General features: G+C 39.3%; 21 protein-coding genes and 2 tRNA genes. 16 read left to right on the top strand and 7 right to left on the bottom strand.

Annotated elements, in window-relative coordinates; translation table 11 throughout:
• Window positions 1-17 precede the first annotated feature (17 nt).
• The 5 genes from ABD676_RS03690 (at window position 18) to ABD676_RS03670 (ending at window position 4,064) form a co-directional block, all read left to right on the top strand.
• Window positions 18-2,006: a putative porin gene (locus tag ABD676_RS03690; RefSeq protein WP_344673317.1), complete on the top strand. Its 1,989-nt coding sequence runs from the start codon at window positions 18-20 to the stop codon at window positions 2,004-2,006.
• Between the two features lie 355 nt (window positions 2,007-2,361).
• The gene (locus tag ABD676_RS03685; RefSeq protein WP_344673316.1) at window positions 2,362-2,685 is read left to right on the top strand and encodes a DUF6686 family protein; all 324 of its coding nucleotides are present in this window, start codon (window positions 2,362-2,364) and stop codon (window positions 2,683-2,685) included.
• Window positions 2,686-2,825: 140 nt separating this feature from the next.
• A tRNA-Val gene (locus tag ABD676_RS03680) sits at window positions 2,826-2,900 on the top strand.
• A gap of 47 nt (window positions 2,901-2,947) precedes the next feature.
• Window positions 2,948-3,022: transfer RNA gene (locus tag ABD676_RS03675), tRNA-Val, on the top strand.
• 523 nt (window positions 3,023-3,545) lie between these two features.
• Window positions 3,546-4,064, top strand: coding sequence for a hypothetical protein (locus tag ABD676_RS03670; protein ID WP_344673315.1), 519 nt, complete (start codon window positions 3,546-3,548; stop codon window positions 4,062-4,064).
• Between the two features lie 118 nt (window positions 4,065-4,182).
• Here ABD676_RS03670 and ABD676_RS03665 read toward each other — a convergent pair whose 3' ends face one another.
• Window positions 4,183-4,704 (bottom strand): NADPH-dependent FMN reductase, encoded by a 522-nt coding sequence (locus tag ABD676_RS03665; RefSeq protein WP_344673314.1) that lies wholly within the window; start codon window positions 4,702-4,704, stop codon window positions 4,183-4,185.
• Window positions 4,705-4,923: 219 nt separating this feature from the next.
• Between ABD676_RS03665 and ABD676_RS03660 the strand changes: the two genes are divergently transcribed.
• The 5 genes from ABD676_RS03660 to lepB are packed head-to-tail and all read left to right on the top strand — an operon-like array spanning window position 4,924 to window position 9,586.
• Window positions 4,924-5,721, top strand: a complete 798-nt coding sequence (locus ABD676_RS03660) for a ParA family protein (RefSeq protein WP_344673313.1) — start codon at window positions 4,924-4,926, stop codon at window positions 5,719-5,721.
• A 1-nt stretch (window position 5,722) separates the two neighbouring features.
• Window positions 5,723-6,643: a ParB/RepB/Spo0J family partition protein gene (locus ABD676_RS03655; RefSeq protein WP_344673312.1), complete on the top strand. Its 921-nt coding sequence runs from the start codon at window positions 5,723-5,725 to the stop codon at window positions 6,641-6,643.
• On the top strand, window positions 6,643-7,389 hold the full coding sequence (locus ABD676_RS03650; protein ID WP_344673311.1) for a DUF5683 domain-containing protein: 747 nt from the start codon (window positions 6,643-6,645) through the stop codon (window positions 7,387-7,389). The genes ABD676_RS03655 and ABD676_RS03650 overlap by 1 nt, the downstream gene beginning before the upstream one ends.
• Window positions 7,390-7,408: 19 nt before the next feature.
• A complete protein-coding gene (gene dapB, locus ABD676_RS03645; protein WP_344673310.1) occupies window positions 7,409-8,152 on the top strand; it encodes a 4-hydroxy-tetrahydrodipicolinate reductase in 744 nt (247 codons plus the stop codon).
• Between the two features lie 3 nt (window positions 8,153-8,155).
• On the top strand, window positions 8,156-9,586 hold the full coding sequence (gene lepB, locus ABD676_RS03640) for a signal peptidase I (RefSeq protein ID WP_344673309.1): 1,431 nt from the start codon (window positions 8,156-8,158) through the stop codon (window positions 9,584-9,586).
• Between the two features lie 86 nt (window positions 9,587-9,672).
• On the opposite strand, the gene ABD676_RS03635 is transcribed toward lepB, so the two are convergent.
• Window positions 9,673-10,389 (bottom strand): pyridoxine 5'-phosphate synthase, encoded by a 717-nt coding sequence (locus ABD676_RS03635; protein WP_344673308.1) that lies wholly within the window; start codon window positions 10,387-10,389, stop codon window positions 9,673-9,675.
• Between the two features lie 106 nt (window positions 10,390-10,495).
• On the opposite strand from ABD676_RS03635, the gene cdaA reads away from it, so the two are divergent.
• The 6 genes from cdaA (at window position 10,496) to ABD676_RS03605 (ending at window position 21,777) form a co-directional block, all read left to right on the top strand.
• Entirely contained in the window at window positions 10,496-11,290 is a 795-nt protein-coding gene (gene cdaA, locus ABD676_RS03630; protein ID WP_344673307.1) for a diadenylate cyclase CdaA, read from the top strand.
• Between the two features lie 105 nt (window positions 11,291-11,395).
• Window positions 11,396-12,304: a DUF1338 domain-containing protein gene (locus ABD676_RS03625; protein WP_344673306.1), complete on the top strand. Its 909-nt coding sequence runs from the start codon at window positions 11,396-11,398 to the stop codon at window positions 12,302-12,304.
• A gap of 4 nt (window positions 12,305-12,308) precedes the next feature.
• The gene (locus ABD676_RS03620; protein ID WP_344673305.1) at window positions 12,309-15,230 is read left to right on the top strand and encodes an FAD-binding and (Fe-S)-binding domain-containing protein; all 2,922 of its coding nucleotides are present in this window, start codon (window positions 12,309-12,311) and stop codon (window positions 15,228-15,230) included.
• 840 nt (window positions 15,231-16,070) lie between these two features.
• Entirely contained in the window at window positions 16,071-19,187 is a 3,117-nt protein-coding gene (locus tag ABD676_RS03615) for a SusC/RagA family TonB-linked outer membrane protein (protein ID WP_344673304.1), read from the top strand.
• 10 nt (window positions 19,188-19,197) lie between these two features.
• Complete coding sequence (locus ABD676_RS03610) at window positions 19,198-20,781, top strand: SusD/RagB family nutrient-binding outer membrane lipoprotein (protein ID WP_344673303.1); 1,584 nt, start codon at window positions 19,198-19,200, stop codon at window positions 20,779-20,781.
• Window positions 20,782-20,814: 33 nt separating this feature from the next.
• The gene (locus ABD676_RS03605) at window positions 20,815-21,777 is read left to right on the top strand and encodes a DUF1735 domain-containing protein (protein ID WP_344673302.1); all 963 of its coding nucleotides are present in this window, start codon (window positions 20,815-20,817) and stop codon (window positions 21,775-21,777) included.
• Window positions 21,778-21,889: 112 nt separating this feature from the next.
• On the opposite strand, the gene ABD676_RS03600 is transcribed toward ABD676_RS03605, so the two are convergent.
• From ABD676_RS03600 to ABD676_RS03580, 5 genes are all read right to left on the bottom strand, one after another.
• On the bottom strand, window positions 21,890-22,738 hold the full coding sequence (locus tag ABD676_RS03600; RefSeq protein WP_344673301.1) for a DUF2911 domain-containing protein: 849 nt from the start codon (window positions 22,736-22,738) through the stop codon (window positions 21,890-21,892).
• A gap of 98 nt (window positions 22,739-22,836) precedes the next feature.
• Window positions 22,837-24,102, bottom strand: a complete 1,266-nt coding sequence (locus tag ABD676_RS03595) for a sugar MFS transporter (RefSeq protein WP_344673300.1) — start codon at window positions 24,100-24,102, stop codon at window positions 22,837-22,839.
• Window positions 24,103-24,314: 212 nt separating this feature from the next.
• The gene (locus ABD676_RS03590) at window positions 24,315-24,743 is read right to left on the bottom strand and encodes a hotdog fold thioesterase (protein WP_344673299.1); all 429 of its coding nucleotides are present in this window, start codon (window positions 24,741-24,743) and stop codon (window positions 24,315-24,317) included.
• Entirely contained in the window at window positions 24,730-25,266 is a 537-nt protein-coding gene (locus ABD676_RS03585) for a DinB family protein (protein ID WP_344673298.1), read from the bottom strand. Before ABD676_RS03585 ends, ABD676_RS03590 begins: the two co-directional genes overlap by 14 nt.
• Window positions 25,247-26,479, bottom strand: a complete 1,233-nt coding sequence (locus ABD676_RS03580) for a sensor histidine kinase (protein WP_344673297.1) — start codon at window positions 26,477-26,479, stop codon at window positions 25,247-25,249. Before ABD676_RS03580 ends, ABD676_RS03585 begins: the two co-directional genes overlap by 20 nt.
• Window positions 26,480-26,490: the final 11 nt, after the last annotated feature.

The following is a 26,490-nucleotide window of genomic DNA, read 5'->3' as shown; positions in this document are numbered from 1 at the left end:
TTCGAAGCTATCCCTACATGAGTATATTAAAACGCTTGTTGTTCATACTGGTCTTGTTGAGTGTCACCCCTAAGCTATACGCGCAGGTGGAAGAGGAGTTTAGTTCAGCATTAGATTCAGCTCGTGCAAAAGAGGATAACAAGAAGGATTCTGTAGTCTTTACCGCTAAATATGTTCGGTATACCAATTTAGCTACGCTTAAGAGATTGACCAAAACCTATCAGATAGATACTTCTCACGTCAATTTTCAATATTACAATAAGCAAAATCTCCCTTGGAACCCTTCGATAAACTTAGGTTCCTATGGTTTAGCAACGCGCGATTTACTTTTTAACTCGAATAAATCCATTGGTTTCCAATCGGGTTATCATGCCTTGGAAAGGTATTTACTAACCTCTGATTCCATTCAGTATTTTCGGGCTCGAGCGCGTTTTTCTGAACTCTACGCCGTAGGTTTCTTTTTTGATGATCAGGTTTTTCGAGCGCGTTTAGCACAGAATATCAATCCGAATCTTAATATTGGTGCAGAATATCATGCTACCAATACCGACGGTTACTACAATAACCAAACATATAGTGATCGCAAAGGGTCTGTGTTTGCCTGGTACGAATCGCCTAGTAAGCGTTATAATTTAGTTTCCAACTTTACCTTTAATACCTTGGATGCGACGGAAAACGGATCGGTACTCAACGATACCCTGTTTCGAGACACTTCAGACAATACCTCACCCTCTCGTTATCCTGTGCGGTTAAATGGTACTCAAGCCAACCGTCCATATAACAAATGGAAGGATATGAGTGTGTTCTTAAGACAATCTTATTATATCGGACGTATCGATACGGTAAATGGAAAAGGTCCTGACGCCGAAATTCATCCTACAAATGTTATTGCGCATAATTCCATTGTTCGTCAGCAGAAATTTATCTTCTTTAAGAACCAACAGGATTTATATAATGCCTTTCCTTTCAAATCCCTGGAATGGGTAGATGATACCACCAAAATAACGACCATTAGTAATGATTTCACCTATTCCTTTTACTTGAGGGGCAAGGCGATGAAAAATGAGGCTAAGGTGGAGCTAGGCTTTCAGAACGACCTAATATGGTATTCTGACTCCTTAATGAGTAATTTCTATCAGAACTCCATGGTGAAGGGCTCCGTGGGCTATAAATTCTCCGACAAGGTTGATGTTAACTTTGCGGCCAATCAAATTGTATTGGGACGTAATTTTGGAGACTTTCTATATGAGGCATATGCTGATGTACATTTGAGCGAGGCTATTGGAAAACTACGGATAGGTGCCTATTCGCAAAACAAGTCTCCCGAGATGATTTTCCAAAATGCCAATCTTGCTTACCACCAATGGAATGAAGGTGACCTCAATCTCGATAAAATAAAAACCCAAAACCTATCTTTTGCTTATGCCAATAATAAGATCGGCTTCAATGGAAAGGTTGAATATTTTCTAATCAACAATTACACCTATTTCCACGAGATTCCAAATCCGAATAATGAGTTAGCTAGGGCTCGTCAGATAGAAACTTTGCAGGCTGGAAATCTAAACTTATTGAAACTTACGGTAGGACAAAATTTCAAAGTAAGCAAATGGCATTTGGATAATATGGTGGTCTATCAAAAATCCGATGCTATGGATGTGCTTGCCACGCCAGAGCTCTATACCTTCCATAGCTTGTATTATGCGAATATATTGTACAATGTGATGGATTTTAGAATTGGAATGGATGTGCGCTTTAATACACCCTTTAAAACGCCTTCCTACGCCATCAATGCTGGACAGTTTTATAACGATAATTTAGGAATCAAATTTTCAACTTATCCCATTGTTGACTTTTGGTTGACCGCAAACATTGATCGAGTGAATTTATTCTTGAGTTATAACTTCGCTAATCAACATGTATATCCTAAGGGTTATTATACTGTTCGTCGATACCCGATGAACCCTGCATTCCTTCGTTTTGGGGTGTCTTGGAAGTTCTACGATTAATCCCTTTTTCCCATCATTTAACAGATGAATAATAGTTTTCCATCTTGAAAAGGTTGGAAGACTAGTGATTCACTATGTCTAAAAATTTAAACGGCTAGTTTATTTTGCTCTGTTGCTGTAATTAAATCGAATGCTGCTATCGTTCTCGGATTATAATTTAATTGTCAAAACAGGTGTAATTGCAAATATTATTTATAATCATTCTAAATAATCTCTATATTTACAGCGCAAAGGAATTACATAGTTTCTCAAATACATAAGTCCTGTTTACCCGTATGATGATAGGCATACGGGTAAGGCAGGCACAACGAAACAAAAGCGACAACAAGCAAAAGATTACAAGAGCAGCAGATTGATGAATCACAAAAGCTTAAAAATTCTTTCCCAAAGTAAACTAGGCTTTATCAGCATGCCTTGTGGTCATCAAGTCATCCATTTATGTTTTAATAATCTAATGATCAATTTTACGGTAGATGATTTCTTTCGTTTCCGTCAGATCGTGAAAAACATTCAAGGTGAGCAGGAGACCATTGCTTTCCCAGATGGCAGTCAGCGTATCTTATTGCATAGTCCATATGATGGAATAAACTTTTCATTTCACCCGAATGAGTTGAATCAATTGATCCATTCTTTGGATGAAGCCTACTACATGCACCAGATTTACGGGTATTTGGATTAGGTCGGAGCTTGGTAATGCGATGTTTTGCAAAAACTATCTCTTTGGAAAAGAATATTTTGCTGAAAAAATCTAAAAATTAAGTCTAAAATATTTTGTAAATCAGTTTTTAGCCCTATATTTGCACACCGCAAGACGGAAAAGGAGGCTTAGCTCAGCTGGTTCAGAGCATCTGCCTTACAAGCAGAGGGTCACTGGTTCGAATCCAGTAGCCTCCACAACAAAAAAGGGAATCCTAAATCCCATTTGAACATCAAAGAATTTAGGAGGCTTAGCTCAGCTGGTTCAGAGCATCTGCCTTACAAGCAGAGGGTCACTGGTTCGAATCCAGTAGCCTCCACGAAAACCCGCCTTCTGGTGGGTTTTTTCTTTTTATACCCCCAGTCAACCCCCAGGTTCAATTTTCAATTCTATTTTTGATAATTTCTACTTTTCCTTTCCCCTTTTTCCTTTCCTCTATCTCACATCTTATAGCGTAGCGGTCTCATATCTCACATCTATTTCTGTTGTCTTTTGGCTGTATTCTCATCGTCTTTCAGAGGGGTTTTATTCGATACTTCTTCGGATCTCCTTCGGAACTTGTTCGGAACTCCTTCGGATCTCGTTCGGTTCCGACCGAACGAGATCCGAACAAGATCCCTGTCAGATCCTTAGAAATTCCCTAAGAGTCTCGAAGCAAACTGGAAAAAAAATTGGCAAAATATTAAGTCATCTAAGGTTGAAGTGTAGTCCTTTTTCTTGTGTTGGTAGGTGTAAGATAATAGCTAGTAATCAAATGCGGTTAAATCTGGAGATCCTTCTATCGAATATTAGGAAAAGTTGTGGTAGATTTACTTTAACAATTATTACAAACCTATATTTCTATGAAAAAAATAATGATTCTACTGGCCTTTTTGCTGTGCTTGCAGGTAGGCTATGCGCAGAAAACTGCTGCAGAACGGAAAATTGCATTGGATTTTAATGATTTTTGTGCTGACATTTCCGATTCAACTTATCGATTGGGTCTTCAGCTCGGCGGAAAGATTAAAGAAGGAATGGGTACAAGGGAGATGAAGGGTATAAAACCACTCAGTAAACAGATCTTATCCTATCTGGATAAACAGGCTGTTTTGTTGAAAAACAAAAAAATTCCCTTAGAGATGGAGATTCTTCGAACGATGATGCTCACCTACATCAGTGTGGAAAAGGAATTTCTAGCAACTTTTGATGATTTTGAAAATCTACCGAAGGGTTTTAGTGATGAAGCATTCACATTGAAGTACAACAAGCTAATGAGTCATTCGCAAAAGGAGGCAGATGTACTTGCTGATTTCAACAAGGTTGCTGAAGCCTGTGGAATTGTCTTTGGGTATAAAATTCGTGATGACGAAAATGATGATTAAGCTTTTACAGTTAACAGGACTTTAGGTATAATGAACGATAAACACAAAAGAGAGAAACATAACAAATGCTTCTCCCTTTTGCTTGAATTGCTATTTTAATAATGTTGAAAGGTTCTTTTTAGAATCTTCTAATTTCTTCAATTTGTTCTGTTACAAACTTGAGCGTTAATTGGTCGTGAAAATCCAAGTTTTCATCCAGTTCATTGGCGATATGAGGGAGGTGAATTTTTAGGGGTAAAACATGCATGCGCATGTAATTGCACACACCTGTAAAATGGTCCACGCCGCGGATATTTCCGTATTTTCCGGAGGATACACCAACCAAAGCTGCCTTTTTATGGTGGAAGCTGCTTGGGAATGCACAAGCATCAATAAAGAGCTTCAGCACGCCTGGGTAACTTCCATTATATTCTGGAATAATGAATATAAATTTATCCGCATCGAATACTTTCTGTTGAATAACAGCGAATTCCTCTGAGCGCTTACCATAAAGATCAGTTTCCATGAGTTGAGCTGGAAGATCTTCAAGTGAGAGAATTTCATATTCTTCACCTCGTCGCTGTAATTCCTTTTGATAGAATTTGGCGACCTTCAAAGAGTTAGCATGTTTTCTATTCGTTCCGGAGATAATTAAATTCATTGTTTAAATGTTACTTATGAAAAAGCATGACAGTTAAATCACCATACCTAATTCTATTTTTTGTATCTTAGCATCCTGAGTATCTTGAGGAGGAAACTGCTCAAAAGTAGCAAATTTAACATCATTTAAATATCATTTATCGATTGTGAATGTTAATTTGCAGCTTCATGTAGCCTAATAGATGCCACAAAATTAGTTTTCAAAATCTGAGGAATCACAATGGGAAAAATTATTGCCATCGCCAATCAAAAAGGAGGAGTAGGTAAAACTACGACGTCCATCAATCTAGCGGCCAGTTTAGCAGTATTAGAATATAAGACCTTATTGGTGGATGCGGATCCACAAGCAAACTCAACTTCAGGTATTGGGTTTGATCCTCGAGGAATAAAAGCCAGTATTTACGAGTGTCTAATCAATGACTTGAACCCGAAGGACGCTATTCAACATACGGAAACACCAAATCTTGATCTTTTACCTGCGCATATCGACTTAGTTGGTGCGGAGATTGAAATGATCAATTTGGAAGAACGAGAGTTCAAGATGAAACGTGTGTTGGAAGTGGTGAAAGATGACTATGATTTTATCATTATCGACTGTTCTCCTTCGTTAGGTTTGATCACGATCAATGCATTGACAGCATCTGACTCGGTTATTATTCCGGTTCAGTGTGAGTATTTTGCATTGGAAGGGCTAGGTAAATTGTTAAATACGATCAAGATCGTACAAAATAGATTAAATACAGCGTTAGAGATCGAGGGGATCTTGTTGACGATGTACGATGTCCGTCTTCGTTTATCCAACCAAGTAGTAGAAGAGGTGCGTACGCACTTCCATGATTTGGTGTTTGATACTATTATCCAACGTAATACGCGCTTAAGTGAAGCGCCAAGCTTTGGTATTTCGGTTATCATGCACGATGCTTCTTGTAAAGGAGCGATCAATTACTTAAACTTGGCTAGGGAGATCCTTCAAAAGAACGGGTTGTTAAAAGAAAATACGCAAACAGTAACAGTATAGTATGGCAGCATTACAGCGGAAAACAGGATTGGGAAAAGGATTAGGAGCTTTATTGCAACAAGATGATATCGGCACGGCAAAAAGCACGCCTACTGAGGTTCCTGTAGCGAAATCCCCAGCCTCTCCGGCAGGGAGTATCAATTTTATAAAAGTAGAACAAATTTCAATAAACCCTTTTCAGCCACGTACGGATTTTGACGAACAGGCGCTAAGGGAATTGTCGGAGTCCATCGAGATTCAAGGACTTATTCAGCCTATCACCGTAAGACAGGTAGGCAAAAATGAGTATCAGTTGATCTCTGGTGAGCGTCGTCTTCGTGCTTCAAAATTAGCTGGGATAACTGAAATCCCTGCTTATGTGCGCACAGCCAACGACCAACAGATGTTGGAAATGGCATTGATCGAAAACATTCAACGTGAAAACCTAAATGCAATTGAGATTGCATTGAGTTTTCAACGTATGATTGAAGAGTGTAGCCTTAAACAAGAAGAATTGGGTGATCGCGTAAGTAAAAACCGTTCTACGGTTACCAATTACCTTCGTTTGTTGAAATTGCCACCTGTTATTCAAGCGGCAATTCGTGATGGTGACTTGACAATGGGGCATGCACGTGCTTTGATCAATGTGGGTGAGGTTGATAAGCAATTGTTTATTTTCCGCGAAATCGTGGAAAAAGGTCTTTCGGTACGTAAGGCAGAACAATTGGTTCGTGAGGTACAACAAGCAAAGGACAAAAAGCAAAAAGGAAAACAAGATGCTGGATTGAACTTTCAATTTCAAAAGATTGAGGATGATTTGGCTTCCAAATTTGCTACTCGCGTTAAGTTGAACTTAAAATCAGCGAAGGGTAAGGGCGCTATTGAGATCCCTTTTGACTCGGAAGATGATTTAAGCCGTATTTTAGAATTGCTTGATTGGTAATGCAGCGAATACTATGGCTATTGGCTTTGTTGCTGTGTGCGAACTTTGTTTCGGCACAACGTCGGGATACCATTCCTGATTCTACAAAGACCGTTATAATTCCGGACTCTGTTAAGGCTGCGGTGCAAGATACCGCAAAGAAGGAGACGCGTGCTGAGCGCAAGGCTCGGATCAAGGCAGAGAAGGAACGTGCTAAATATTATTACAAGGATATTAAGAAAGATTCTGCTCGTTTGGAGATTGAGCGTTTAACACGCGTTGCGTGGAAGCGTTCAGCTATTTTACCTGGTTGGGGTCAATATACGAATCAAGGACTTTGGTGGATCAAAGTTCCGGTTATCTATGGAGGGTTTGTCGCCTCCTATTTTGTTATTGATTATTGGCAATGGTATTATAAGCTGTTTCTAACCGAATTGCAATACCGGGAACAGTATAATCAGCCTTCACCTGATGGTATCCTTGGTATGAATAGCAATTGGGATACACAAGGTTTGATCAAGTTTAAGGATTATGGTCGTCGTAATCGAGATTTGACAATCTTGGTCACCGTTGGATGGTATGGTCTTAACATTGTGGAAGCTTATGTGGATTCCATACTTAAAAATCGCTGGAACATCAGCAATGACCTAAGTTTTAAATTATCTCCTACCTTTATGCCTACGGGTTCCTATTCGGCGGGTATACCTAATTTTTCGGCGAAAAGTTTGTATGCTCCAGGAATTAAGATGACATTTACATTGAATTAAGATAAAAACCAATTATAATATGAAAATTGTTTTATTGGGATATGGTAAAATGGGGCAGCTGATCGAGCGCTTCGCACTCAAAAGAGGGCATGAGGTGGTCTTGATCGTGGATGAAGAAAATCGTGATTCCATTGAGCTGGAAGATATTGAAGATGCCGATATTGCTATCGACTTCAGTACTCCTCACGCCGCCCTTGATAATATCAGTCTATGTTTTGAAGCCAACCTTCCTCTAGTAGTAGGAACCACCGGTTGGTACGATCATTTGGAAGAAGTGAGAGAAACCTGTTTAGATGCTAATCAGGCTTTATTATATGGCTCTAATTTTAGCATCGGAGTCAATATATTTTTCCATATCAATAAATTACTAGCAAAAGCAATCAATCCTTATAAACAATACGATGTGCAGGTGGAAGAAATCCACCATATCCATAAATTGGATGCGCCTTCAGGTACAGCGATTACCATTGCTGAGGGGATTTTAGATGGAATGGACTCCAAAGCTGGATGGGTGAATTCGGTAGAAGGATCGGGGGAAGAGGTGATTCCTAAGGCAGATGAGTTATTGATTGAAAGCTTGCGTATCGAGGAGGTTCCAGGAACACATACCGTGTTGTATAGTTCCGAGGTCGACCAAATCGAGTTTAAGCATACTGCGCATAGCCGTGAAGGATTTGCTTTAGGTGCAGTTATTGCTGCAGAATGGCTTTTTGGAAAAAAAGGATTTTTCCAGGTTACAGAAATGTTTGATTTTAATAAATAATATATGTGGTATATTTTTGCTGCCATTTTCATTTTAGGTTCTTTATACGGGCTTTACCTACTTTATATTAAAGCGGGTAGACAAGGCTGGGAAGCCATCGTTCCTGTATATAGACAATATGTGATGGCTCAACTCGTAGGAAGGCCAACATGGTGGATTGTATGGCTTTTTGTGCCAATCGTGAATGTGTTTATATTCTATGATTTCTATTTAAACTTTGTAAAAGCTTTTGGTAAACGTCGGTTCTGGGAAAATGCAGCTGCTGTATTAGTGCCTTTTATCGTATTGCCAATGTGGGGTAGAGATCCGAATGTGAAATATTTGGGGCAGTCAACTACAGAGGAATTCAAGAAAAAATATCCATATAAGAAATCACTCGGTAGGGAATGGGCTGATGCCATCATCTTTGCTACCGTAGCTGCTACTTTAATTCGTGGATTCTTGATCGAGGCGTATATGATTCCTTCAGGTTCTATGGAACGCAGTTTATTGGTGGGGGATTTCCTATTTGTAAGTAAGCTGAACTATGGCCCACGTGTGCCTATGACACCAATAGCATTTCCTTTTGCACACCACACCATGCCAATAACTGGCGGAAAGGCTTATTCGGAACTTATCCAATTGCCTTACAAACGTCTTGCTGGTTTCCAAGAGATCAAACGCAACGATGTAGTCGTGTTTAATTATCCAACAGAAACCTTCCGCCCGATTGATAAGCGTGAGAATTATATTAAACGATGTGTTGGGTTGCCTGGAGATGTAGTTTCTATGGAAGATGCAAAGTTATTCGTCAATGGTGAGCCTGCTTATACATCAGTAGAATTTCAGACGAATTACATAGTTCAGACAGAACCAAACTCGATCGATCAACAGAAATTAAAAGATAACCGCTTGGAATTGGATAATTACTATACGAATCCAGCTCAAGGATTATACGTTATCCATATGACCAAGGAAGAAGCAGATCAAGTGAAGACTTGGCCGAACATTCAAAAAGTTGAGGAGTTAATTTATCCAAAAGGTACAACAGATCCTATGAGTGATGCTTACCCGCATTATGAGCATGGTCCTGTATGGAACTTTGATAACTTCGGACCTATTACAGTTCCTAAGAAGGGAGCGAGTGTGAAATTGGATAGCTTATCGGCTCCAATCTACGAATTGGTCATTTCTACTTACGAAGGTAATACTTTCGAGAAACGTGCTGATGGGTACTACATCAATGGGCAGAAATCCGACAGCTACACATTCAAGATGGATTACTATTGGATGCAAGGAGACAATCGCCATAACTCTGCCGATTCTAGAGCATGGGGATTTGTACCTGAAGACCATATCGTAGGTAAAGCATTATTCACTTGGATGAGCTGGGATACGGATGGTTCTGGATTAAGCAAAATCCGTTGGAATAGAATATTTAAAGGCATTAATTAATAGTGGAACTTTAAAAAGAGCATAAAGAGAAAGGCTGAATTTGATGAAAATTCAGCCTTTCCTGTATTATTAAATATTTTGATTGCCTATTTCAATGCTGCTAAATAGCGTTTGATTGTTTCTTCTAAGCCCAAGTATAAAGCATCTGCAATTAAAGCATGGCCAATGCTTACCTCCATTAATTCGGGGATATGCTGATTGAAATATTGCAGGTTGTTTAAATCCAAATCATGGCCTGCATTTAATCCAAGGCCTACTTCTCTTGCTTTTACGGCTGCTTTAAAATAAGGCTCAATTGCTTTCTCTTTATCAAATCCAAACTCTGCTGCATAAGCTTCGGTGTACAGTTCAATGCGGTCTGTGCCTGTCTCAGCAGCTGCTTCCACCATCTCTTCAACTGGGTCAACAAAGATGGATACTCGAATGCCTTCTCCTTTGAATAGTTTCACCATCTCGATAAGATAATCCTTATTGGTAATCGTATCCCAGCCATGGTTGGAGGTAATTTGGTTTAGGGCATCAGGAACCAAGGTAACTTGCGTAGGCTTATTGGCCAATACCAAATCAACAAATTTTTGCTCTTGACAATTACCCTCAATATTGAATTCCGTTTGGATTTCGGCTTTCAGATCATATACGTCTTGGTATCTGATATGTCTTTCATCTGGCCTAGGGTGAACAGTGATCCCTTGAGCACCAAAGCGCTCACAAGCCAAAGCGGTAGCTAATACATTGGGAACATTGCCTCCTCTTGAATTACGGAGGGTAGCAATCTTATTGATGTTTACGGATAGTTTAGTCATGATTCCTGTTTTTTACAAATCTACTGTTTTAGTAGGCCATATTCCTATGATATTCTGATTTATTAACGCTAAATCAATGGATAAAATTTTATAAATTGCAGGAAATATGGATGGACTGGATTTCAATCTCTTAAGTGGCTTTCGCCTACTCGACTTTATCGATATTCTACTCGTAGCGATCATCATATACTATATCTATAGTTTGATAAAAGGTACAATAGCAGTAAATATCCTGATTGGGGTAGGGCTTTTCTATGGGATTTACCTGGTAGTGAAGCAGATGGAGATGCGCCTCTTGACGGAGATTTTCGGCGGTTTTATATCCGTGGGATCCATAGCCCTGATTGTTGTATTCCAGCAGGAAATCAGGCGATTTCTATTACATATTGGTAAGAATATCTCCTTACGTCGTAAAAAATTCTTTTGGACCATCTTTGGTACAAAGAAATCCACTCATGCAGATAATACGGAATATATCCGTCCAATTGTAGAGGCATGTCAAAACATGTCCCGATCAAAGACGGGTGCTTTATTGGTGTTCTCGCGTTACTTCGATGAGGAATATTACCAAACCAGTGGAACGACCATCGATGCACCCATATCAAAGCGTCTGCTGGAAACCATCTTCTTTAAAAATTCCCCTTTACATGATGGTGCGGTAATCATTGTTGATTTCCGTATTATGACAGCGAGTTCGGTATTGCCTTTGTCAGATAGTGAGGATCTGCCACCACAATTCGGGCTTCGACACCGTGCTGCAATTGGCGTTACTGAGGTTTCCGAAGCTATTGCAGTCATTGTTTCGGAAGAAACTGGAGAGATTTCATTTGCAAAGGATGGCAACATCAACATGAACCTTACTGCGGAGGAGTTAGAGAAGATTCTTAACGAAGAACTATAATTTGCTGAATAATATTTTTATTAATATGAATTTTACTGAATAATTGTTTTTATTTATCAATTTTTCGATAACTTTATTCTAATTGTAAATTTAAATTCCGCGATTATGCATTTCGATGAAAAAAAGCCTGTTGACTTTGTTCTAAATGATCTTTTTGAGCATTATAGACGAAACGTAGCCGATGTCGATAAAATTACCAAAGCTCTTTTAGAGCGTCAAGTGGTTTCTTCTCAAGAAGAGATTGTCAATGACCATATAGCCTTCCGTACTTTAGGCGTTCCAAATTTAGGATTGGCTTCTTTTGAGAAGATCTTCCTTTCCTTTGGTTACAAAAAGATGGATTATTTTTATTTTGAAGGGAAGAAATTGGATGCCTATTGGTATGCACCGGCAGATCCAAGCTATCCACGTATTTTTGTCTCGGAACTTCGGGTAAAGGAATTGTCTAAAGAAGCACAAGAAATCATCCAGAAATATACACAGTCCATTACTTCAGATCCAGTTGATCAAATCGACCTGAAGAATGGGGAAGAGGTTGCAGCATTCTTGCAAGAGCCGCTATGGGACTTGCCTACCTCTAGCGAATATGAAACGCTATTGGCAGAAAGTGAATATGCTGCATGGGTTATTTATAATCGCTATTACTTAAACCATTACACCATCAGCATACATGAACTGAAGGATGGTTACAATACCCTAGAAGAGTTTAATGCTTTCTTGGAAAGTATTGGAGTGAAATTGAATACTTCAGGTGGTAAGATTAAGACCAGTGAGGATGGTTTATTGCGCCAGAGTAGTACGGTTTCTGCTTTATATGATGCGAAATTTGCAGATGGGAAGACATTGCCTATTGCTGGAAGTTATGTGGAGTTTGCCGAGCGTAGTGTTTTGCCTCAATTTAAAGATTTACCAAAAGATCAAATTGAACCAAAACATCGTCGAGATGGTTTTGAGACCAATAATGCCGATAAGATTTTCGAAAGTACTTATACCACACAAATAAAAGGAGCGTAAGAATATGGAAGAGCAGCTTTCTTTGCTTGCTCAACAGTTAGAGGGCGAATTGTTTTGGGATGAGCCGATGCGTTTGTTATATGCAACAGACGCATCTGCTTATCGCGAGATGCCCTTGGCTGTGGCTTATCCAAAGAACAAGGAGGATATCAAAAGATTGATTTCTTTCGCTCGTGAACAGCATACTTCTCTTATCCCTCGTACTGCAGGTACTTCCTTGGCAGGTCAGGTTGTAGGGGCAGGGATAGTGGTGGATGTTTCCAGGTATTTCACAGATATTGAAGAGCTAAATGTAGAGAAGAATTGGGTAAGGGTTCAGCCTGGTGTAATACGGGATGAGCTTAATCTTTTCCTCAAACCGTATAAGCTTTATTTTGGACCCGAGACTTCAACGGCCAATCGCGCTATGATAGGCGGGATGGTGGGAAATAATTCCTGTGGTTCTAACTCCTTGATTTATGGTAGTGCTCGGGAGCATACGTTAGAGGTGGAAGGCTTCCTGAGTGATGGCTCTGAAGTAGCTTTCAAAGCTTTGAGTTTTGATGAGTTTGTTGCTAAGAGCCAACAAGATAATCTTGAGGGCAGGATATATCAGCAGATTAAATCCATGTTGGGAGATTATCACAATCAGGAATTAATTCGCGAGAACTATCCGAAAGCAAGTATTCAACGTAGGAATACGGGCTATGCTTTAGATTTGTTATTAGAGTCCGATCCTTTTACTTCAGGAGCTGAGCCTTTTAATTTCTGTAAATTGATTTGTGGTTCGGAAGGGACTTTACTTTTTATTACTTCCATTAAACTTCATGTAAATGTACTGCCTGAGAATCCGAGTGGATTGCTTTGTGTGCATTTTCATTCGCTGCAAGATGCCTTAAAAGGAAATCTGATTGCCTTAAAACATCAGCCTTTGGTAAGTGAGCTCATGGATAATTACATTTTGGAGTGCACCAAAGGTAATCTGGAGCAAATGAATAATCGATTCTTTATAGAGGGCGAACCAGCGGCGATATTAATCGTCGAATACGATGGACTGGATGAGGCAGATATTTTAAGAAAGGTTGCAGAAGTTGAAGTTGATATGCGAGCTCATGGGCTAGGTTATCATTTTCCTTTGGTATTAGGCGCTGATAAGAAGCGGGTATGGAATCTACGTAAAGCTGGATTGGGGTTATTAAGCAATGTGCCTGGAGATGAGAAGCCTGTTGCTGTCATTGAAGATACGGCTGTAGATGTGCATGATCTACCTGCCTATATTGCTGATTTTAACCAGATTTTAGAGCAATATAATTTATATGCGGTGCATTATGCCCATGCTGCTACTGGCGAGTTGCATTTGCGCCCAATAATTAATCTCAAAACAAAAGAAGGCAATTTACTCTTTCGAGCAATCGCATTGGAAATTGCAGAATTGGTAAAGAAATATAAAGGTTCCTTGAGTGGAGAACATGGTGATGGAAGACTTCGAGGAGAATTTATTCCACTCATGATTGGTGACCATAATTACCAACTCTTAATAGATCTCAAAAAACAATGGGATCCTGAAGGGATATTTAATCCGGGTAAGATTGTTGACACGCCTTCGATGAATACTTTCTTACGTCATGAACCCGGACAAGTAGATCGTGAAATAAAGACGGTATTTCGTTATAACGGACAATCTATCCTACAGCATGCTGAACAGTGTAATGGTTCAGGAGACTGCCGTAAAACGCACTTATCTGGGGGTACGATGTGTCCTACTTATATGGCAACCAAGGAAGAGAAGGATACGACAAGAGCACGGGCAAATATGCTGCGTGAAATGCTGACAAATTCCAGTAAACTGAATCCATTTGACCATGAGGAATTAAAGGATGTCATGGATTTATGTATCAGCTGTAAAGGCTGTAAATCAGAGTGCCCTAGTAGCGTTGATATGGCTAAACTAAAGGCCGAGTTTCTACAAGGCTATTATGATGCGCATGGCGTGCCTCTTCGATCGAGAATGATTGCCCATGTGGATACTTTAACGCGCTTGATGCAACCCATATCGGGCATATATAATTTTATGACGGGCAATAAGCTAACTGGGAATCTGATCAAGAAAGTTATTGGTTTTGCTCCAGAGCGTCATATTCCTAAAATATCCAGTCAGACCTTGCGTTCCTGGTATAAGCAAAAGGATAAACCTTCCTTTGATAAAAAAGAAGCTATAAAAACGGTTTATTTCTTCTTTGATGAGTTCACGAATTATAACGATGTTGAGATTGGTAAGAAGGCCATACTGCTATTAGAAGCCTTAGGTTATCAGGTTCTAATGGTAGAGCATGAGTTTTCAGGTCGTGCTTTAATGTCTAAAGGATTATTGCGAGAGGCCAAGAAATTGGCCAATAAGAATGTAGAGATCTTTGAGGGCAGACTCAATGAGAACACGAAGTTAGTTGCTGTGGAACCTTCTACTATTTTGACTTTTCGAGATGAATATGTTGATCTAGTGGATGAACATTTGCTAGAAGATGCAAAACGAATTGCGCCATTAGCCTTGTCTATTGAAGAGTTTATTTTGCAAGAATATGAATCAGGCAATATTCGTAGAGAACAGTTTACCCAAGAAGAGCAAGAGATATTGCTTCATGGACATTGCCAACAAAAGGCATGGGGGATAGTACCTGCTGTTCACCAAATATTGGCTATTCCAGCTAATTATAAAGTGAAGGATATTCCGTCAGGATGTTGTGGTATGGCGGGATCTTTTGGATATGAAAAAGAACACTATGAAGTATCCATGAAAATAGGGGAGTTAGTGCTATTCCCTGCTGTACGAGAGAAGAAGTCAAGCTGTATTGTAGCCGCTCCAGGCGCAAGTTGCAGGCATCAAATTTATGATGGAACAAAAGAATCTGCCCTACACCCAATAGAGATTTTATTTAAGGCTATATTGTAATAATCGAGTTTTCAAGATTAAACAAAAGACCTTTCAACTTAGATGTTGGAAGGTCTTTTGTTTGATTATTTTTTACAATCTTTTTTATTCTATAATCTTTTGTTACAGAATGTAAAATGAGAGATGCTTTTTGATTGAAATTATTTTTCAAGATAGAGGCTCTATGCTGTGCCTTTAACAAATACATTATACAATAAGCTATTCAGAATTTAAAAGTCTTAAAATCACAAAAACGCTGTTATCAGAATTTTTGCAAAAATATCTTAACAGGAAAAAATATTATTTACAACTCTTTTTATAAATAAATAATAAAATTTGTTTAATTAAAATCCTTTGTTAAATTTAATCATAAAGTCATACATATTAAGTTTGTAAGACTAGATAACCAATAGCACTTACAATTAGGTGTTGCTAAATTATGAAGTTGAAGCTATTGTCGAGTTTGTCTGACAGCCTTCCAACTTGCTTTTTTTAATATTTAATTTAATTACCCTTAGGAGTACTTATCGCTATTTTCTTTACGCGCCTAGGTAAAGCAGAATAAAGGTATTCTTTTTGGAGTTTTGGGATTGCTTTTTAAACTAAAAAACTAAATATGAAAAAACAGACATCTACACATTATCCATTTCTTAAGGCTGGTCCTTTCAGTCAAGATTTAATTCGTTTCCAATAGTAAGCTTTAGGGTATAAGTTTACTGGCGAAGCGTCCGTACATCTTTTATTAAAATATAGGAGTCCTTGGGGACTAGGGGCAGAGGTCTAAAAATAGGCCTTAGGGGGAAGTATTGCCTATATTTTTGGGGAAAAACAAACAAATACTAACCAATTCTAATTGAACAAATGAAACAACTCAAAGCAATTCTGCTAATAGGATGTCTCCTGTTAGTTCATCTTGGTTTTGCTCAGACCCGCATTGTGTCGGGTACTGTTTCTGACCAAGAAACAAGAAAGCCAATTCCAGGCGCTACAGTTACGGTTCCATCAACCCGTATTGCAACCATGACTGATGGTTCAGGCCGATTTACCATTTCGGTACCTACCAACAGCAACAGCATTCAAGTAACATCAGTAGGGTATAGCCCCAAAGTAATTTCTGTCTCAAACCTTCGTGGTGAGCGGTTGGATATTTACTTAGAGACTTCTAATAATGTACTTGACGAAGTAGTCGTTACTGGGGGAGGTTTAGTCGCTAAACGTAAGGAAGTAGGTAATGCCAGTACTACCATTAAATCGGAGGTTATCACTCAAGGTAAATCATCCAACTTTGCGTCTGCCTTATCGGGTAAAGTTCCAGGTTTACAGGTAAATGCTGTTAATGGTGGTGTAAACCCTAACTACCGTTTGGTATTACGTGGCCAGCGCTCTATTACTGGTAACAACCAGGCATTATTGGTATTGGATAACATTATAGTACCAAACTCCATGTTAGGGAACTTAAATCCAGAGGACATTGAAAACATTGAAGTGTTAAATGGTGCCGGTGCTGCTGCTGCTTATGGATCGGATGCATCCAATGGTGCGATCGTAATTACTACTAAACGTGGTAAACCAGGTGTAACAAGCATCAAAGCTTCTCATACTTCAACAGTAGAGGCGGTAAGCTACTTACCGCAGATTCAAAATCGCTTCGGATCAGGTACTACTCCAGATGCTGTTAAGACCTATACCCCGTATGAGAACCAGCAATATGGTCCCGAGTTTGACGGTAGCATGGTAGAAATTGGTAAGCCCTTATTCGATGGCTCTATTCAAACAATCCCTTATTCTGCTCGTAATGATAAATACGAATTTTGGCAAAATGGATTAGCTAATCAATCTGATATTAGCGTAACTTCTGGTGATGATAAATCTACTTACTATATCTCCGGACAATTCTTTGCTCAATCTGGTGTTTTACCAAAAGACCTTTACAAACGTGCTAGTATCCGTGCCAATGGTTCTAGAAATATTTACAAAAACTTCCGTGCTAACTACAATGCCAATTACATTCAGAACTGGTATGATTTGACAACAGCAAGTGGAAGTATGTATAACGAGATTCTACAGACCCCTGCGCATGTTCCATTGACTCAGTATAAAGATTGGAAGAACGATCCTTATGCTAACCCGAATGGTTATTACAACGATTATTATGACAACCCTTATTTCTCATTGGAAAACTGGCGTTCTAAAACTAGAAATGAATATTTCCAAGGAAACGTTCAGTTAGAATGGAACCCTATTAAGAATGCATCGGTGACTTACCGTATTGGTATCAGCTCTCAAAATGCACAAAATAAGAGCTACAATGGGGCTTTCCGCTTTACGGAATACACCAAAAACATTTCCTCATCCAAAGGTGATTATGCAGCTAATGTGAGTGATAGCAAATCAACCAGTATTCAATTATTATCCGAGCTTGCATTGGGATATAAAGGAAATATCACTTCCGATATCACGTACAACCTAACAGCTTTAGGTTCCATTCGTGAGAATAACTACAAGGGTCTTAATGTTGGAGGAGCAAACTTAGTTATTGATGATTTATTCAACATCAGCAACTCCAGTTTAAATCCTACAGCTTCAGAATCAAACACCCGCTCAAGACAAGTAGCTTTAGCTGGTGATGCCCGTTTTGGATATAAGGATTTCTTATTCTTACACTTTACAGGAAGAAATGACTGGAGATCTATTCTAGCAAAAGAATTCCGCTCATTCTTCTATCCATCGGTTGACTTTTCATTCATTGCTTCTGATGCGATCCCTGCATTGAAAGCACAGAAATGGATGACCAGCTTGAAAATTAGAGGTGGATACGCTTATGTGGGTAATGTGAACTTATCACCTTATGCATTGAGTACTACCTTTGGACAAGCTGCAGGATATCCATATAATGGTGTATCTGCTTTCACTATTGGTGGAACAATGGTAGCTGATGATTTGAAACCAGAGATTACGAAAGGTCCTGAGGCAGGTTTTGATCTAGAGATGTACAATGGTCGAGTTTCCGTTGGTACAACTTGGTACAAAACAAACACCTTTAACCAAACATTCAGTGTTTCTGTTTCTCAAGCCTCGGGTTATACCAGCTTACGTACGAACGTAGGAGAGGTATCCAATGAAGGTATTGAGTCTTACTTACGCGTTACGCCAATTAGTAATTTAAACGGATGGACACTGACCTTAGGAACTAACTACGCTTACAACAAAAACAATGTTATCTCACTCTCTGATCAGTCGGATATTTTCGTATTGGATGCAGGAACTGGTAACCGTATCGTAGCTAAAGTAGGCAACCCATTCCCTTATTTGGAAGTAACTAAATACAAGCGTGATGATCAAGGACGCATCATTGTAAATCCAAATTCAGGATTCCCAAGTTTTGATGGTACTAACTATGCAGGGGTTGGTATTACTAACCCACCACACGTTTTGGGTGCTGATATGGAATTACGTTATAAACGATTCCGCTTTACCAGTTTATTCGAATACCGTACTGGAAACTTTATCGCAAACCGTGTAACTACAGCATTTGATTTCTCCGGTTCAGGTATCCGTACAACTTGGTTTAACCGCGAGCGTTTTGTTATTCCAAATTCTTCTTATCTAGATCCTGCAACAAACCAATATGTAGAGAACACGAATATCACGACTCGTACTGGTGGTGCTGACTTCTGGACTTCTGGAAACTATAACACCGGAGTAGGTGAGAACTATGTACACTCGGCGGCATTCTGGAAATGGAGAGAGGCTACTTTATCTTACGATGTTCCACAAACCTTGTTAAAAGGATTTGCTAAAGGCGCTACGATTTCCGTTCAAGGAAGAAACTTATTGTTATTCGTTCCTAAGACCAATTTATATACTGACCCAGAGTACAGTTCTGCAGGTTCTACAAGTAATGCCGTTGGTTTTGCAACGATCAGCTTAACACCTCCTGCACGTTATTTTGGTGGTACCATTTCTGTAAATTTCTAATCTGATGAAAATGAAAGCAATTAATAAAATAAAATATATAGGGCTTGCTTGTTGTCTATCATTTGCTTCGTGTAATGACTACTTAGACATCAACGTCAACCCCAATAGTCCAACCTATGTACAGCCCGACTTGATTCTTCCGGGGGCTATTAACACGGCTGCTGCCTACCAGGTCTCATACAGCACCTACGGTGGCAATGTAGTGGGGTATATCGCCAATGCTGGTGGTTTCTCTGGCTTTGGTAACTTGTTAACTTATGACTATGTGGCAGGTACAGGTTCGCAATGGGGATCATATAGTAACTTATTGGATTTAAAATATGTGATCGATGGATCTGCAGAAAATCCAGAGTTAGTTAACTTTAAAGCTGCTGCGGAAGTGATGTCTGTTTACCAATTCCACAAATTGGTTGACCAGCATAATGATATCCCTTATGAAGAAGCACTTCAAGGTAAAGCCAATTATGCACCTAAATATTCCGAAGCATCTTCCATCTATGTGGATCTATTGCGTCGTCTAAACGAGGCTATCACCTTGTTTGATGGGGAATCACAAACCGTGAAAAAGCTAAACGCGTCATCTGATCCTTTATTTAAAGGGGATATTGATCAATGGAAGAAGTTTGCAAATACCTTGAAACTAAGGTTGTTGATTCGTATTTCTGCAGTTGATGCCTTAAAAGCTAAAGTAACAGAGGAATTCGGTAAAATGGATATGACACTTGGTTTTTTAACAAAAGATGCAATTAATAATCCAGGTTATGTGAAAGATAGACCAAACCCTACTTGGTCATCCTGGGGATATTCGACAGCAGGTAACCCTGTTCCAACCTCACGCGTTCCTTCCTTCTTTATCTATGGTTTTTACGATGGAAATAAGATTGATGATAGCTGGAGAGGAAAGGTTATCTATAATGACTTTGGGGTAACCACACGTCCTACGCCTTTGAATCAATTAGGAAACGAGACGGGTAATCCACCAGTACGTTCAGGATACTCTACTTGGTATACAGGCGTTCGTTCTAGTGCTTCCAGTATTACAGATGCCCTTGGTGTGGTGAAAGGACCTACTCAAGGACAACCTATGATGTTAGCTGCGGAGTCTTATTTCTTACAAGCAGAAGCCTTCTTAAAAGGATATTTGACTGGAAATATGACCACCGCATTTGAAAACGGTATCAAAGCATCCTTCAATTATTTATACTTAGATGTGAATGGTGCACTTGCAGCTGGTAAGAATGTAGCAACGGATTTTGCAGCTTATAAAGCAGCCAATGCAGCATCTTATTTAGTAGATATTTCCAAAGCAGGAACCGATGCACAAAAATTAGAAGCTATTATTACCCAAAAGTATATCGCTATGAACATGATCACTGGTGAAGAGGCTTGGAATGATTACCGTCGTACGGGTTATCCTAAGACTACTCCAGGTGGTAGCAAATACGTAGATATGGCTTCTGTAACATCCAATTCACCTCGTCCAGACAAATTGCCAACGATGATTAAGTATCCGACTTCGGAATACAATTACAACGCGGCAAATACAAAAGAGATCAATCACTTTGCTGATCAGATCTTCTGGGCTAAGAAATAATTAATAGGAATAGATATGTATAATCGAAATATAATGAAGAAAATAGCAGCACTTGCAATAGGAACATTTTTCCTATTCATGAATACATCCTGTCTAAAAGATGATCAATATGCATTGCATCCATCAGGAGGACTAAATGTTATCGAATTCTATAATGTGACTGGTCCTACTTCCGCTTATATAGATCCTGTATTGGTTTACAGTGCAGGGACCTTTGAAACGGGTAAGGACGAATTCACCTTTGGCGTAAATTATGCTGGGCCAGAGAATACAGCACCTCAGGATATCGTTGTGCAATTAGCGGCATCTCAACAGGTTGTTGATAAACAAAATGCAGCAAAAGGATCAGGGTATTCCCTAGTAGCAGCAGATTCATATGAAATGCCAACAAGCCTAACCATCAAAAAAGGAGAGAAATTCGCCTTAGGAAAGGTTAAACTAAAATTGGACAAGTTTGACTTGGCTAAAAAGAATGTTTTAGCAATTGCCATCACCAGTAGCTCTCATGGAAATATTTCCGGGAATGGTGGAACAGCCATCTTTACCATGGCCATCAAGAATAAATACGATGGTGTTTATAAGGTGGAAGCTTTATCACCGATGCTTGATGTTACGGCAGGAAATTTAGTTGGTTATTACCCACTTGAAGCAAACTTAGTAACCGTTCTGGGTAACACCAATTTCATGACATCCAATACCTATTTGAACGGAGGAACAGGTCACCCGATTAAAAATGGTACTGCAAATTCATCTTATGGTAACTTCTCACCGATATTTAAGTTTGATGCCAACAACAATGTGGTTGAAGTAACCAACTATTTTGGGCAAGGAACAAATCCAAATGGACGTTCTGCACGCTTAGATATCACTGGTGCAAACAAAATGACTATTGGTACTGATGGATCAAAGGTGATGGAAGTGAAGTATGTCATGGTGGAAAATGGTAAAGATCGTACCTTCTTCCACGAGAAATGGACATTCTTAAAATCAAGATAATCTACCTATGAATTAAATAAGTAAGGGAGGCGCCAGTGGTGCCTCCCTTTCCTTTTATGTTTAAACAATACGGTTTAAATTTTTATATCCAATAAACCGTAAAGCATGATTTTTATTTTTTCTGAGCAGCTTGAAGAGCTTGAGTATTCAACTTCACATATTCTGAATTCTTCTCTTTCTTAGCCATTTCAATTCCTTCTTGAGCAGCTTTAACAGCTCCAGCTTTATCACCCGCCTTAGCTAAGATTAAAGATTTCCAATATTTGATATGTGGAGCATTCGAATTGCCTTTATCCGCTTCTACCATCCACTCGGCAGCTTTCTTTGCATCGATATTGTGGGTATAATAGTATTGCGCTGCCTGGAAGTATGGCTTTTTGTTTCCTTGCATAGCTTCATCAATGCTCGCCATGATCTCCGTCTTCTGATCTACCTCGATCATGAAAGAAACTTTAGTGTTCTCCCATGCCAAAGAAGTTTTCATATGCTGATCATTAACCTCATCAAATGAAATCGTGAAAGATTCAACCTTATCTTTTAGGGTTACCGGTTTTACTTTAACACGTAAAACATCATCTGCTTGATCGTATGTATAGGCACCCCATTGTTTCGCATTGCTGTTAAAAATGATGGTCCATTCGTTTTTCGTCGGAATGGTAAATAAAGCATACGTGCCGGCAGCCAATGTTTTACCTTCAATTTTTACTTCATCTTGAAAGGTAATATTAGTTGCGTTGTTTGCTCCAGTACGCCAAATCTGGTTATAAGGTACAAGATCACCAAAGATTTTACGACCCTTGATATTTGGACGTTGATAAATTATGCTGACTTGACTAATGCCTAAATCTTGTATGATAAATTGCGTACTACTTGCTGGTGGTAGTTTAATTTGTGCATCAGCATCTTGTACGCTGAAGAATAAACCCGATGCGAGCAAGAGGGTAAATGCTATTTTTTTCATAATCAAAAATGTTCTATTCTCCGAAGATACTAATACCATATAAAAAAACAAACGGAGATAGTTGATTATCTCCGTTTGTCTTTTGTCATTTTATGATATTAGTGCTTGCGAACCTTGTGTCCTGAGATCGCATAGTACAAGATAAATAAGTAACATGGTAAAGCAATCCAATAAGCCTGATGCGAATTGGTAAAGTGCGCTAATTGACCATATAACAATGGAATAACAGCACCACCGGCAATACCCATTACTAAGATGCCTGATGCAGCACTTGTAAATTTACCCACACCTTTCAATGCCAATGGCCAAATTGCAGGCCATACTAAGGAGTTAGCTAATCCTAATAATCCTACTAAGGTTAATGATACAATTCCGTCAGTAAATACGATACCGGCAGTTAAGAAAATACCTAAGATAGCACTGATTTTTAAAGCTGCCTCTTGAGAAAGGTATTTTGGAATAGCGATAATACCAATGATATAACCAACCACCATGGCACCCATGGTGAAGGACGTAAAGAATTTAGCGGTTTCCAATGGAATGCCCAAATACTTTCCGTAAGCGATTATTGTATCTCCAGCCAATACTTCTACCCCTACATACATAAATAAGGCTACAAAGCCTAATATGACGTGAGGAAAGTCAAATATACTTTGCTTAGATTCCGTTAAGGTATGGTGCGAAGCATCTTCTTCCTCATCACCTTTCACCTCTGGCAAGTTAGCGCGAGAAATCCAGAATGCTAAGACAAGTAATACAACGACGATACCGATATAAGGATTAACAACCTGAAGTGCAATTTTATCCAATGCTGCCGCTGATTCTTCAGGGCTCATGGTAGCTAATGATTGTTGTACTTTATCTGCTTCTCCAAGGTTTAAGAAGTAACCTAAGATAATTGGTGCAAGTGCACCCGCGAATTTATTACAAATACCCATGATACTGATCCTTTTTGCAGCAGTCTCCACTGGGCCAATGATCGTGATGTATGGATTGGATGCGGTTTGTAGAATAGCTAAACCACCACCCATGATGAATAAACCTGTCAAGAACAATAAGTAGGTACGTGAGTAAGCAGCAGGAATAAATAATAATGCTCCCACAGCCATAATTGCCAATGAAATGGCCATTCCCTTCTTAAATCCAAATTTGTTTAGCACCCAAGTCGATACTGGTGCCATCACTAAATAGGCGATATAAAATGCAAATGTTACGAAATAAGATTGAACCTCTGAAAGTTCACAAGCGATCCGTAAGTAGGGGATCAACAGGGAGTTAAGCCAAGTGGCGAATCCAAAAATAAAGAATAAAGACCCGATAATTATCATTGGTCCTACTGTAGATTGATTTTGTTGATTACTCATAAATTTGATTTATGGATTAATAATTTTAGCTAACCACAAGGCTAATAAAATAATTTGGAATATTAAAATAGAATTTGAAAAGCAAACGATTGCGTTTTTCCATAAAAAGAGGAGAGACTTCGAATGGGCGATGTCTCTCCAAAAACCTAAACCGTATCATAAAACCAAAATGGTATTATTACGGTTGAACAATCCATCATTAAGAAAGTTTGTTAGGTTTGTGGTTTTTTTATCACGGCAATGGTTAATCTGGAAATACAGACTAAAGCATCGCGTTCGTTTGTTATTCGAATGTCCCATACATGGGTCGTTTTTCCGATATGTAATGGGGTGCATGTCGCTTTGACAGTACCTTTCGTCACGGGGCGAATGTGGTTTGCATTGATCTCTAAACCAACACCTGCATAAACATCAGAGTCAATCACTAAATTCGATGCAACACTACCGACAGACTCCGCCAGTACACAAGAAGCACCACCATGCAATAAACCGTAAGGTTGTTTTACCTTCTCATTGACGGGCATTTCCGCGACAATGGCATCATCGGTAATGGATATGGCTTTGATATCCAAAAAACCTGTCATGTTAATAGCGAACAGGTCGTTGATCTCCTCCAGGGTATACGGTCTATGCCAAATCATTATTGTTGTTCTGATCTTTAAGATATCGGGTTTTCAAGATAACCACATGGTGGTTTAAGTGGCCGGCAATGATGTATAAAAAAGCGCGAACGCTGATTAAACGATCGGATGCCATGCCTTTACGAGCAAGCTCTGTTTCATCAAAAGACTCAAATAAATACAAGTTTGCTTTGCGCAAGTGATAAAATTCTTGGGCGATATCTTCTAGCTTACGTTCATCATGACGGCCATTTGCTACAAATTCATCTTGCTCAAATGATGCCAGTGCTGTCATATCATTGCGACCGAAGCGCAATGCCCGATAAGTCATGATACGTTCTGCATCCAAAATATGGCACAACACTTCTTTGATGCTCCATTTGTCTTCTGCGTATTTGTATGTTCCTTGATCTTCCCGAATGCTCGCAATAAACTCAGGGAATGTTGTCAATTGATCGTTTAATTCGACCATGACATCTCCCGTTACGGTTTCGATATAGTCGTTAAAAATTGCTGGATACTCATCAGATTTGAGTGGGCTCATAACGTAGATTGCTTTTTAATATAATTCTAAATGTTGTACCTTTTCCTATTTCAGATTCTTTCACAAAAATCTGACCACGATGGTAATATACCATCCGTTTAGTCAAACTTAAGCCCAGTCCCCAGCCTCGCTTCCGAGTTGTGAATCCAGGTTGAAAGATGGTTTCCCAGTTGGAACGCGGAATGCCTTTTCCGGTGTCACTAATGTCTATAAAAATTTCCTCTTTTGCAATGTTTTCCGAAATGTTAACCCCAATCTTGCCTTCTCCTTCTATCGCATTTACCGCATTTTTTAAGAGGTTTTCAATGATCCAGTCAAATACCTGCACATTTAATTTGGCCTCCACATGTTGATCTCCCGTAAGCTCAAATGTAATACGCTTGCTCGTGCGGATCTTAAAATAATTCACGTAATCTTCCACTACTGCATAGACCACATGATTCGACAAAGATGGGGTAGAACCTATTTTCGAAAAACGATCTGCTACAATTTCCAAACGTTGCACATCCCGCTCCATTTCATTGAAAAGACTGTCATCTTGAGATTCATAAGTCACCCTTGCCAATTCTAGCCACCCCATTAAAGAAGATATCGGAGTACCCAATTGATGCGCCGCCTCTTTGGCCATACCAACCCACACCAGATTCTGCTCGGAATTTCGAATAGAGTTAAAAACGGTATAGGCGATAATCAGGAATATTCCAATCAAGGAAAGTTGGATATAAGGAAATATGCGCAACTGTTGTAAGGCTTCTGAATCTTTGTAATAGACGAACCATTTTTCACCTGTATCCAAATCCAATTGTATAGGCGGATGCGCCTTTTTCATGGTGTGCAGTTCCTTCTCAAAATAGATGGGGTCGTACTGTAGGTTGGATCCGCTGTCCAGAGCAGCCTTTTCAATATTGGTTTTGCTGCTGTCTAAATCTCGCCAAAGGATAATTTTTTCATTCTGGTCGGTGATAATGGCAGGTAGGCTCAAGCTATCCCGAACGGCAAAAATCAAACTGATGAACTCATCGTCCAGATCGGGCATGGTGACCACACTTTTAGTACTCATGGCCCAAACCTGGGCCTTTGTACGCTCGGATTTTGACAGGCTCTTCACCAAATGGTTACTGTACAAAAGCGAAGCTGCTGCAATCATTGCTGCAAATAAAAACAGGAAAAATTTCCATTGTTGTTTATTATACCGGTAAGGGTGTTGCTTCATAGACCTGGAAA

It is taken from the genome of Sphingobacterium kyonggiense, assembly GCF_039536825.1.
Classification (GTDB): Bacteria; Bacteroidota; Bacteroidia; order Sphingobacteriales; family Sphingobacteriaceae; genus Sphingobacterium; species Sphingobacterium kyonggiense.
Note: the sequence above shows the minus strand (reverse complement) of the source record. Positions and strands in the feature narration are given on the sequence as shown.